12 protein-coding genes are annotated in these 11,502 nt (G+C 57.9%); 10 read left to right on the top strand and 2 right to left on the bottom strand.

Features of this window, described 5'->3' with window-relative positions:
- Positions 1–60 precede the first annotated feature (60 nt).
- The 9 genes from FJV83_RS17735 (at position 61) to FJV83_RS17695 (ending at position 6,894) form a co-directional block, all read left to right on the top strand.
- The gene (locus FJV83_RS17735) at positions 61–891 is read left to right on the top strand and encodes a PAN domain-containing protein (protein ID WP_245318361.1); all 831 of its coding nucleotides are present in this window, start codon (positions 61–63) and stop codon (positions 889–891) included.
- Positions 892–894: 3 nt separating this feature from the next.
- Positions 895–2,073, top strand: coding sequence for a glycoside hydrolase family 3 protein (locus FJV83_RS17730; RefSeq protein ID WP_095775718.1), 1,179 nt, complete (start codon positions 895–897; stop codon positions 2,071–2,073).
- 28 nt (positions 2,074–2,101) lie between these two features.
- Positions 2,102–2,740, top strand: coding sequence for a PAN domain-containing protein (locus FJV83_RS17725; protein WP_142886638.1), 639 nt, complete (start codon positions 2,102–2,104; stop codon positions 2,738–2,740).
- Between the two features lie 40 nt (positions 2,741–2,780).
- Entirely contained in the window at positions 2,781–3,467 is a 687-nt protein-coding gene (locus tag FJV83_RS17720; protein WP_142886637.1) for a PAN domain-containing protein, read from the top strand.
- Between the two features lie 36 nt (positions 3,468–3,503).
- On the top strand, positions 3,504–4,496 hold the full coding sequence (locus tag FJV83_RS17715; RefSeq protein WP_245318359.1) for a PAN domain-containing protein: 993 nt from the start codon (positions 3,504–3,506) through the stop codon (positions 4,494–4,496).
- A gap of 345 nt (positions 4,497–4,841) precedes the next feature.
- On the top strand, positions 4,842–5,246 hold the full coding sequence (locus FJV83_RS17710) for a hypothetical protein (RefSeq protein WP_142886636.1): 405 nt from the start codon (positions 4,842–4,844) through the stop codon (positions 5,244–5,246).
- A 41-nt stretch (positions 5,247–5,287) separates the two neighbouring features.
- Entirely contained in the window at positions 5,288–5,569 is a 282-nt protein-coding gene (locus FJV83_RS17705) for a hypothetical protein (RefSeq protein ID WP_126070484.1), read from the top strand.
- A 58-nt stretch (positions 5,570–5,627) separates the two neighbouring features.
- Positions 5,628–5,951 (top strand): hypothetical protein, encoded by a 324-nt coding sequence (locus FJV83_RS17700; RefSeq protein ID WP_095775714.1) that lies wholly within the window; start codon positions 5,628–5,630, stop codon positions 5,949–5,951.
- Positions 5,952–6,207: 256 nt separating this feature from the next.
- Positions 6,208–6,894: a hypothetical protein gene (locus FJV83_RS17695; protein WP_095775713.1), complete on the top strand. Its 687-nt coding sequence runs from the start codon at positions 6,208–6,210 to the stop codon at positions 6,892–6,894.
- Positions 6,895–7,067: 173 nt separating this feature from the next.
- On the opposite strand, the gene FJV83_RS17690 is transcribed toward FJV83_RS17695, so the two are convergent.
- Positions 7,068–8,246 (bottom strand): hypothetical protein, encoded by a 1,179-nt coding sequence (locus tag FJV83_RS17690; RefSeq protein ID WP_142886635.1) that lies wholly within the window; start codon positions 8,244–8,246, stop codon positions 7,068–7,070.
- A 992-nt stretch (positions 8,247–9,238) separates the two neighbouring features.
- Here FJV83_RS17690 and FJV83_RS17685 point away from each other — a divergent pair.
- On the top strand, positions 9,239–9,862 hold the full coding sequence (locus tag FJV83_RS17685) for a hypothetical protein (protein ID WP_126070487.1): 624 nt from the start codon (positions 9,239–9,241) through the stop codon (positions 9,860–9,862).
- Between the two features lie 278 nt (positions 9,863–10,140).
- Here the strand turns inward: FJV83_RS17685 and FJV83_RS17675 are convergent, their stop codons facing one another.
- On the bottom strand, positions 10,141–11,466 hold the full coding sequence (locus tag FJV83_RS17675) for a hypothetical protein (protein WP_095775711.1): 1,326 nt from the start codon (positions 11,464–11,466) through the stop codon (positions 10,141–10,143).
- Positions 11,467–11,502: the final 36 nt, after the last annotated feature.

The following is an 11,502-nucleotide window of genomic DNA, read 5'->3' as shown; positions in this document are numbered from 1 at the left end:
GCGGGAATGCGGCAGGGGGGTCGTCGGTTGCGCATGGCCGCGGCGGGGATAGCGTCGTCCTTGCTTCTGCTGTCAATTTCGCTTGCGATGCCCGGAATCGCCCCAATGGCGTCAGCACAGGAGTCTGGCGGCGAATTCCTCGACTATCCAGGGACGGCGCTGAGGGGAAGCGCCAGCGCCGAGTTTCGGCGGCCTTTGGACGACTGCCGCCAAATCTGCCAGGAACGTTCCGGCTGCGCCGGCTTCGACCATTCCTCCGTGACCAATCTCTGCCGCTTGTTTCCAGCAGTCGCGTCAGCGCAGTCCGATCCGCTCTCGACGGGTGGCGCGCGCCAGAAGATTCCAGGCTACCGCGATCCCGCCAACGCCGAGTCCTGGTACTACGCGTCGTTCAGCGGCGTTGACCTCTGGGGCGGGGATCTCGTGACGAAAGGCCTGGATGCGCCCAATGCCGAAAGCTGTTCGGCCCTGTGCGACAGCCGAACCTCCTGCCGAGCGTTCACCTACAACCAGGAAGTGAACCGATGCTTCCTGAAATCCGGCTTCGATTTCGTGCAGTCCTACCCGTTGGGACGGTCCGGCCTCTATTTCAAGGCAAAGCCATCGGCCCCTCCTCCGACCTTGAATGCCGATTGGGAGCTTTTCACCACGAGCGGCCTCATTGGAAACAGCATGGAGTCAGCTGCCATCTCGTACCAGGAATGCATGCAGCAATGTAGTTCGGACGGCGGCTGCGGCGGATTCACCTGGGTGACCGCGCGTCCCAACCGATGTTTCCTGGTCAACGGGACAAACCTCTACCCGGTGCGGAAAAAAGGCATGACGTCGGCGCGAAAAAACAGCCGGACGGTCACTCCCGACTTCGTGCGTGCTGTCGCTCCGAGGGACTGAAACATGCCGCTGCGGATCACGTCTTGCATCGCCTTCGCCTGCGCCCTCTTTGGCCTTTGCGCCCCGCTGAAGGCTGACCCGGTCCCGTCCCATATGCCGAACGCGCAGCGCAGCGTCGTCGACCACGCCACTCTGCGCCAGATGATAGGGCAGATGGTGCTTGTTGGCTTCCTCGGCAGCGAACCGGACGCCGACGGCTACGCGAAGGTCGTCACGCAAGCGAAAGAAGGAAAGATAACAGGCGTCATGTATCTCGGGCGCAATATCGACAGCCTGAACCAGGTGCGGCAACTGAACGAAGGCCTGCAGCGGTTCGCGGCAACCCCGCTGCTGATCGCGGTCGACCAGGAGGGTGGCCGCATCCAGAGGCTCACGGGCGCCATCGGGTTCAAGGAGACTCCAAGCGAGTCGACTGTGGCCAAGTCAATGAGTCCCGCCAAGGCCGCCGCGGTGTACCAGAACCTCGCTTCCGCTCTTTCCGACCTGGGGTTCAACCTCAACCTGGCTCCGGTCGTCGACCTCAACGTCAACCCGGCGAACCCCATCATTGGCAAGCTTGGCAGGAGCTTTTCCGCCGATCCTCAGACGGTCGAGACATACGCGAAGGTTTTCATCGAAGCGCATCGGTCGAAGGGAGTGCTGACGGCCTTGAAACACTTCCCGGGACACGGTTCCAGCACCAAGGACAGCCACAAAGGCATGGCCGACGTTTCCAAGACATGGAGCGACAAGGAACTTCTCCCCTACAGGAACCTGATCGCGTCGGGAGATGTCGACATGGTCATGTCCGCCCATGTGATAAATGACAAGCTGTCCTTTTCGGACCAAATCCCATCCTCGCTTTCCCGCGCGACGTTGACCGGGCTGCTGCGGGACAACATGCACTTCAAGGGCGTGGTCATCAGCGACGACATGCAGATGCAGGCCATTACCGACAACATAAGCTTCGAGGACTCGGTGCTGCGCGCCGTTCGGGCAGGGAACGACATCCTGATATTCGCCAACGACAAACATCCAGACCCCCTGGTCCCGGAAAAGGTCGCCGCCCTCCTGTCTGAAGAAGCTCGCAAAGACCCGGAAATGCTCGAGCGGATACAGAAATCCTATGAGAACGTCATGCGCCTGAAAAAGAAGCTGGCCCCGGCCATGTCCCAGGAAACGACCATTGTACGGGAACGGTAGCGCTCGCGCGCCCAGGCAAGGAGGCAGCATGCTGGCGTATCGTCTTCGTCACTGTACAGCGGGACTTCTTTTGGGAATGGCAGGCGCGGTTGCAGCTCTCCTGCCGCCGACCGGGACTCGGCCAGCGAACGCACAGTCGGCAGAAGAGTTCTTCGATTACCCGCAGACCCTCCTGAACGGAGCCGTCAGCGCTACGGTCAGCGTGCCGGCCGGGTCGTGCATGAAACTGTGCGTAGCCCGCACTGGATGCGTCGGCTTCGACCACTCGTCGTCCGACGGACTTTGCAGGCTGTTCTCGAGCGTGGACGGTGCGGAGGAAAGCCAGCCACGCGTCGCCGGCACCCGGAGTCTCGTCACGGGTTACCGTCCGCCAGCCAATCCGCCGGTGCAGGCTCCATCGCCCAAGCCAGCGGAGGCGGAGGCGCCTAAGCCTCGGGATGCGCCCTCTCCGAAGTCGGCCGAGGCCCCGAAAAGCGCGCGAAAGAACGGCGTTCGCAAATCTGCGCCGCCTTCCGTCGCGCCCAAGCCCAAGCCGCCTGCCGCCGCGCCGCCTTCGCCGCAGCTTAGAAAGCCTGCCGCGAAGCAAGGCGGCCGATTCAAGATGTGCACGACTGTAAGAGGCGTTTTCCAAGTGCCGGCGAACGAAGTCTGCTCGCCTGGCATGTGAATTCGAGCGGGCGCGCCATCAGGAGGACCACGAAGTGAGGTTGCGACAATTCGAATGGCTTGTCAGGCTCATCGCCGTTCGTCCGCTCCGCAACGACCGTCCCCGCGACAGGGCCGCCGGACTGCTCTTGAGAGTGGCAGCCGCAATTGCGGCTGCAGTCGTTCCGTCGGGCGGATTACGGCCTGCGAACGCCCAATCGTCCGAGGAGCTGTTCCGTTACCCGCAGACCCTCCTGCGCGGGACCGTCAGCGCCACGGTCAGCGTGCCGCTGGAGGCCTGCAAGGTATTCTGCTCGGCGCGGTCAGGCTGCCTCGGCTTCGATTACTCGTCGTCGGACCAAATCTGCAGGCTGTTCGCTAGCGTCGGCGGCGCGAGCCAAAACCAGCAATATATCGCCGGAACCCGAAATCTGGTCACGGGTTACCTTCCGCCGGCCAATCCGCCTGTCCCGGCTCAAACGAAAGCACCGCCGGAAGCCAAGAAGCAGGAATCCACATCGCAGAAAGCGCGGGAGCCTGCGCCGATCGTCCGCGCGAAGCCGAAACGGGAAAAGAAACGCGAGACGGCAAGACCGCGGCCGCCAGCAAAGCCAACGCCAGTACCAGCGCCGGCGGCGCCAGCCCCGGCGGCACGTCAGTCCAAGTTCCGCATCTGCAACAATCATTTCGGGACCTTCTCGGTGCCCGCATCCCGGAGATGTCCGGTGAGCGGCCCCGGGAGCTTTTGAGGTCCTGTTCGGGAAAGCGGCGGAGAAAGGCAACCAATGTCACAGATGAACAACCGGCGGATGCGCCAGGTATCCGAGCCACCAGCCGACATGCATTTTCCTGGTCCGCGTACGTTCGAGACCCGCATTCTCCGCCAATGCTTTTATGACAGGATCGCAGGCCTTCTCTTAGCAGTGATTGGCGCAATCGCGGCTGCTGTCATCCTGCCGTCCGGAGTTAGACCCGCCAGCGCGCAATCGACCGAGGAACTCTTCCGCTACCCGCAGACATTCCTGAACGGGGTCGTAAGCGCGACAGTCAGCGTGCCGCTGGACTCCTGCAGCAACCTTTGTGCAGCGCGCTCGGGATGCGCCGGCTTTGACCATTCGTCGGATGGCGGCGTCTGCAGGCTGTTCGCGAGCGTAGCGGGCGCTGGGCAAAGCCAAGGACATACGGCCGCCACCCGCAGCCTTGTCACTGGCTACCGCCAGCCAATGAATCCGCCTGCCCCTCCGCAGGCTTCCGAACCGTCGCCGCAGCCTGTCCCGCCGGAGCAAGAGGCAGTGGCCGTAATGCCGCCCCCTGCCACGTTCACGCGTTTCCTCAACAGGGATCTCAAAAGCGAAGCGGCCGAAACGCGTCAAACGGAGAGCGTAGAACAATGCGAATCCATGTGCCGAACCTCAGGAGGCTGGTGCAAGGCTTTCACTTACGACGCATGGAACCGGAAGTGCTTCCTCAAGGAGCGGCCTGGCCAGCTCTCGATGAACGCCCGCGCCACCAGCGGCGTCGTGTCGGGGAGTGAAACCCCCTCCGCTTCGGGCTCGGCTGTCTATTTCGAGTATTTCAACGGCAAGGCTTTTTCGGGGAACGGATTCCGGGTGCTTGCTGCCCGCAGCCGCGACGAGTGCGAACGGGATTGCTCGTCACAGGACCAATGCATCGCTTTCGGATTCACCCAGTCACAGAAGCGCTGCGTCCTGTTCGACCAGCCGGGTGAGTATTCAAGCAGCCGGGGAACTGACAGTGGCGCAAAACGCCAAGATTGATCAAGAGGCAAGCCGGGGCTGTCCTACTGGAACCGCAAAGGACTCCACGGCCTGAACGCACGGCTGCTACTGGCAGCTCCGGATCGCACCTGCCACAACGACCCACTTGGCGCCATCACAAGCCTCCGAGTCCATGAGGCAACCGCACTCCTCAATCTACCCCGCGCCAGCCTCACGTTCTGTTTGCAAGTCGATGCCCGAATATCAAGTTAACGGCACCTTCGAAGCCACTTTCTACTCGGAATGAGCCGGATATAAAATAGTTCCGCAAACTGTCTCCCCCGAACGAGGGATGTTTCGGCCCTATGGAACTGCTCAACTCCTTGACGCATAGGGGCGGGCAAAATGGCCAGGAGCAATGTTGAAACTTCAGGACATGCGAGAACACGGCACGGGCAGCCCGTTGCTTACATAGTCTGCGCCGGGCTGACGATAGCCTTCTCTTCGAATGTTCCTGCCGTAGCGGGCGAGCTGACACTCTCCTGCCTACTTATGAAAGACGTCAACGGCAACGATCTGAAGAATCCGCCAAACCTGACGATGACCGTCGACGTCGATGCGCGATCGGTGCTGTTGATGGGCGCTGAGCCGCAACGAGACGTGGCGATCTCCAAATCGACGATCACGTTCACGAGGGCCAACAGCCTGTTTTCGATCGATCGCGGAACGGGCCGAATACAGATCATCGACAACGGAGACCCGAGTAAGATCGTGACGGGCGTTTGCCAACCGACTGAAAACAAGTTCTGAGACAGACACCACCCCATCGAAACATGAAGGAGATCAGTTCCATGCTTAGACTACTCATCCCGACGCTGCTTTTGGTGTCGATCATGGCAGCCATGTCAATCCAAGCCTATGCGGGGAGCTGCGGTGCCGAGGTCAACCGCGTCTTCGAGCTCAAGCAATATTACGACTCGGTTCCAAGTTCGAATCGGGCTGAAAAGCGGAACGCTGCCCAGGCTCTGGAAGAGCAGCAAGCTCTCGCAGTCGAATGTGCGCACAACGAAACAAACAATTCTGAGCCGGATCAATTCACGACGAAAATGCGAAACAACTATAAGGTCAACTGACACACACCGCATCCGGGGCCTTTGGCAACATCGGCAACCATAGTATGGAGATTGAACGATGTTAAAATTATCGACGTACGCGGCGCCGCTATTAGCTGTATTGCCTCTTGTCTTCGGTTTTGCGCAAGCAGCAAGGGCCGACGAGGCATGTACCGATGAGGAACTTACTCGCAAGATTCAACCCACGGTCGATCTCATAAACTCCCGCTTGGGCGAAGGCGTCTGCGTCGGAGCCCGGGATGGCGTGCTGCTATTCTCGACATCGCTTGGCCTGTTGGAAAATTGCACGAAGGACTCTGCAGATCTCAAGAGAATGCGGGCTACGTTCAGAAAGAGCCTGAACGAAGCCCGGGAAGAAGAAGCAGGTGCGTGCTCTCAGTAGCGAGAGCGGGGGAATGAACCAATCGAGAGTGCGTCGGGCCTCCTTGCTCTAACGAAGCTACTCTCTCGTTTTGAATGATCGGGTGCCGATATCGAAGGTTTTTGAGAGCAAGCTCCAACTGGTCGATACCTATTGCATTTAGGCGCCATAAAGAGCGCAACATGCCATTCAGTCATGAGGCAAGTTTGGCTTTAACGACCTCTGGCGTGTGTAAAAAGATTGGGCTTTTCCGAGACTATATAGGGGAGGATGGCGTATGAAAAACCTCAGGATTTCGTCCGTTTGCACAGTGGTGTTCGCTGCCTCGATGATTTCGATGTCCAGTTCTTTGGTCCAAGCGGCCGAGTGCGATTTCAAGAAGCCAATCGGGGTATGCACTGGAACGATCAAGGTTGGAAAAACGGTCGGCTCCAAGAAGAGTTTCACCACAACTCTCTATGTGAAAAGCTCTGCAGGAGCCTGCTCGAAAGTGGAATACTTCGTAGATAGCACCCCGTACCAAACGGTTCTCAATAATTCAAACTCGGATACGGAGAGTGTATTTGGCACCAAGCCAACCATCAAAAGCGATGTAGAGGTCGAAAAGTGCACCGCATACGCGATCAAGGGTAAGGATGTGGTCGGAGAGGAAACGTCGACGTCAGGGCAACAAAGCTTTGCGGGCCACTGGACCGGAAGCTTGAGGTGGATGATCGTTTCCAGTCCCGCCACGGTCGATATCGCTGTCCAAGGTAGTTCCGCGAGAGGGACTTGGGTTGATGGCAAGTCACATGTCACTACCAATTTTTCGACCACGATCAGACGCAACAGACTGTCATTTTCGTTCACCGATCAAAGTGGCGCACCGTCGCAGGGCGTAATCGTTTTCCAGTCGAATAATGCGGCCACGTTTAAAGTGTCAGGCTCTGGAATCGAGTTTGTAGGCAAGCTGCGCAAGGAGTAGCGTAGGAGTATCGGCAACTTAGAGGGATTGGTCGGGTTGGGGGTTAGGCGCGAGGTGCAGGCCCGTCATCGAAAGTGCGCGGAGGAACGTTCGAAATTTAAGACATGTGCTTTCGGCGACCCTAAGTGCAGCTCCAAAGAATAGCCGTGGAAGGGCACCAGTGGGATAGCCTCTCAATCGTCGACAGAAAACTGCCTGCCGGCAGCTGCACGGCTTGTAACCAGCGTGACGACATCTCTCTGTTTGGAGGTGCCAGTCTTAGCGAAGATCGACTTGAGGTGAGATTGGACGGTCGACCGCGAAACCCCACGCCGATCGGCGATTTCCGACAGGGTGCCGCCGCGTCCAAACTCTAGAATGAGGCCGACTTCGGCTGTAGTAAGCCCGAAATGTCGACGCAGATCGTCAACTACTATTGACGCGTCTTGGCTTGCGCGAGGGCGGATAATGACCAAGGACACCGTTCTTGGAGCGAAAATCGACAAGAGTCCTGCTGGCAGCGCACTTGTTTGCTCTATAGCCATCGGCACGCACGTAATGATGTACCCTCCCGATCGGGTGTTGACGATCAAATCGTTCGGCCTAGCCCGGTCCTGAAAAACAGCACAGCAATCTCTGACAAGCCGGACGAAGGCCGCATTCGCCTCCGAGTCCTTGATCTCTACTTTGTCCTTCGCCTTAACCAACAAAACCCGGGCATCGGTTAAAACCTGGTTTGCTGGCACGTTGGACGCCAGAAGTCGACAATCTTGATCGACGACCATTGCCGCGTCGACGAGTTGGTCAATTAGCCCACGTCCTCCTGGGAGGTGAAACGTTGGGTTGGCGAGGCGGTTTAATTCGAGCGCGGTTCGCAGGGCAGGAACAACGGTCTGAAGCAAGGCTAGACTTCGAGCATGGATCTGCTCATGATGCCGGAAATCATGATGCACGGCCAGAACCGCATATCGATCGCTGTGCGCTGCAAACTTCAGAGCCGTGGCTCCATCGCACTCACGCTCCGGATTCACAAGATCAGTAAAGAATTCCGTCTTCCTCAACAATTCGTCAGGATATAGTTCTGATGAGCTTTTGAACGACGACATATGCATCGCGTTCGTACCGCTGGTCCAGGGATTAAGCTTCCAATAATGATCACCGTAAGCCTGAATGGTTTTGTCGTTGAAGCCTGAATAGACAACCTGATGCACAACGGTGCTTTCTTTCTCCACCACCTGAAACAAGATCTTTGATCCAGGGATAAAGCGCTGCAGCGCCCCGGCGACGTCAGCCCAGCGATTTGCATCACAGGCTGCAGCGTTGATGACCGTGTTGAGTTCTGCAATCTGAGACTGTTTTTCACTCGACGCCATGATCGCTCGCATTGGGGCCGTCTGAAGTACTCATGGACGCTCCATGGTAGGAGGTCTGTAAGCAATCGAGATGAAAATTTTCTTTCTCGGTCTGGCTAACACCATCTCCCTCCGAAACTCGTTGGCAAACGTGGCACAAGCGTTGATGGGTTGCCAGCCTTTGCATGAAGTCTGCACCATTTAACACTTCTAACGGCTCGACATCCCCCGTTTGGGGGAAGCAGCCGATCCTCCATCTGCTAGTCGTCCGCGGGTAGATTTCGTCGACAAAGACGGCGCTGCATGGGGGATCTATGTCCAACTCGCTTACTCATCATCTTTCGTATTTCATCGCTACTCATCGAGTGAGAATTAAGTCACTATTGGTGGCAGGCATTGTTATGCTCACAGGTTGCGCGGTATCGGGGACACAAGTACTGGCGCCTTACCGACTGGCGGATGGAACAAGGCTTCAGGACGTTGTGACGATAGGCGCTGACAAGACCGGCACCGCGCCTGTAGTGACACACGTCAAGACATTCAGGATTGGCGAACGCGGAGGCGCGGCTCTTGTTGCGGAGGGGGCCGGCTCCGGTGCGGGTCTTGGCACCGTGATCGTTGGTGCAACGGTGGCTGGCGTCACAGGAGGAGTAACGGGCGGGCTCATCGCCAAAGCGGTTCGTCACCGTTCCAATTCGTCGTCGAGCGCATCATGCTCAGAGCCCGCCAACGCCCAGACGCCTACATGTCTGTGTCAAGCAAATCCAAGGCTTCCTGGCTGCGAAATGCCCTTCAGCCTGTTGGGGATGGAAGTGGATCCCTTAGCAGACCACCGTTGGGAAACTGATAGTCCGGGAGAGATCGCACACTGCGATGCAGGCTGCACCGCGGGTCACGGATTAGCGGGATGGCGCGCGCATCACGCGAGAACCGATTCACCTGCCGTCTGAGGACTCTAGACTCTTCGAGCCGACCCTGATTTTCTAGCTACCGGGCAAGTGGGAGTAATGACGATGCGTTATTTTCAAGGAATTGTTTGTTCTCTTTTTATCGCGATTGCCAATGCCCCTGCGATAGCAGCGGACTGTGATTTCAATCAGAAAATCGGCTCCTGTGCGGGCACGATCGAAGTTCTGAGCACCTCAGGATCTAAGAAGAGCTACGCTGCTGAGCTGATGATTCACAGTTCTGCTGCAACATGCTCACGAGTCGAATATTATGTGAACAGCACGCCCTACAGAACAGTATTGGGTGGTTCCAACTCGGAGCCGGAGAGCCTTTCGTCCACGTCGCCGATCCAGCCAAAAGATGTGAGCGTCGGTCGCTGTACCGCGTATCTAGACAGAGACACTGCAGATGGAAAGGCTCAAGAGGAAAACAAGAAGGCGGCGGATATGTCAGCAGGCCTTCACGCCTGCGCCGTCGACTACTGCAATAGCTTTTTTTCCAGGGCTCCAAGCTTCAACGTTCACATGACTGTGAGTTTATCTCAGTGCATCGCTCGGGATGAGGCATACAAAGCCATTTCCGATCTCCAGGCATCGCTAAACAAATGGCTAGCCTCAAGCGAAGGAGACCCGTTTCAAGACCTGAGAGTGAACCTTTTCCGTTGCAAAATATCTGCCGAGGGAGGTTGACCCCCGGCAGCAGCGTTACTTGCCCCACGGATTTTACCGATAACTGGGCGCAGCTGCTGGGCAGCCTCTTTTTGCTGATTGTGCCTCGCCCCAGGTCGCTCGCATCGACAAGAAGATCCCGCCATCGTTGAAGCTCGCGGACCTGATCATCATCGCCGGGCTTCGACCCGATTGCGTCCTTTCCTGTCTCCCTTACGAGGTGGCGCTTTGAGCGATTCCGACCGATGTCATGCGCAATCCGAATAACTGCTTCGGCTAGCGCGTCTTACTAGAGAGCGTCACAGTCGGGCCTCGCGCTTCTCGATTTTCCGTTCGTGCAGCAGATCGAAGATGCACCCCTGTTGGACCTGCCAGATGCCTTCATCAGTCGGCATGGCGATGTCACCATTGGCCGTATGACGGAATGCCGGGATCAAGAAATTGCCGCTGACATTTCCTTTAATACTTTGACCGAGCATTCGAACGTGCGCTTCCGCCCGTACGACCGTTGTCTGAGACACCGAGAGCATATCGAACTCAACGAGTTGCACATGCTCCACATCTGCTCGCATACGCCCTGCGAGATGCCCATGTTTCTGCTGTGTAATGTTGACGGCTCGCTTCGCCATGAGGCCGAAGTTCCTGGTCTGCCAGCCAGCGAGGAATTCCCGGAACGCAAACGGAGGCTCGTCCTCCGCCATGTCCCCGGCGAATGGCCCCTCCCACTGGCGAGGCACGAACGCTTCGATAGACGCCCGGTCCGCGCGGTTCTTCTGCACCGATGTAGAGATGTCGCCCCAGTTTGTGGATCGTCGCGCTTGGTCTTTCGCCCGTCGCGCCTCCTCGTCCCGTTTGTCTGCCGCCCAATCGACCAACGCGATCATCAGCATCCAAGCCTTCCCGCAGACTGTACGATTAGCGTATCCCAGCGACCGGCCGTGAAGGATGCCGTGCCGAAGCGGCACGGACAGTGCATCGTCGCTCGACTTGCGCACTCCCTTCGTAATCCGCTCGATCGCCGCTGGCAGCGAAGAAGAGTGAGCTACCATCGAGTCGAACAAACTCAGGTCTGCATTTTTTTCGAACGGAGAGGTTCCCAGCACATCGGACGCAAAACCATCGCAGGCTATCAGGACTAGCGGAACTGCGGACCAGTAGCGGCCTTCTTCGGTCAGCGCGACTGCCTCGCGCAGCTGATGCCATCGACCGTGCACATCGCCGAAAGACTTGCTCCGTGTGATGGCGAAGAGGTTGATGGTCTCTGGGTCTAGTACCCAGTCAATTAGGACCTCTTCCCCCGAATCCGTATCACCTTCTCTATGCTTCTCCAATGCAACACGCATCGCGTCCACCGACATGGATGAGGTCGCGAACCAACTGCGTTCTGCGAATACGGCGTTAAAGCGGTCGGGAAGATTGACGATTTCGGATTGGGCGAGAAGCTGATCTGCACTGTCCACAACTTGCTTCGCCTTGTCACCTCCAAAACCCGTCTTGAGGGCTAGCTTCGCTAGAAAACGCCCCGCTCGCACTGCAGGGAGCGCGGCCGAGAGTTCCTCCGTAGATGGCAGATCAGCAATTCGGTTGTACTTCTTCGCCATCTCAGCCGCAGCTTTCGCTTCCATCTTGTCGGTCTCTGGCCGCCAGCATAAACGTCCGTA

It is taken from the genome of Mesorhizobium sp. WSM4307, assembly GCF_007003945.1.
Taxonomy (GTDB): domain Bacteria; phylum Pseudomonadota; class Alphaproteobacteria; order Rhizobiales; family Rhizobiaceae; genus Mesorhizobium.
This window is presented reverse-complemented; position numbering and strand designations above follow the sequence as displayed.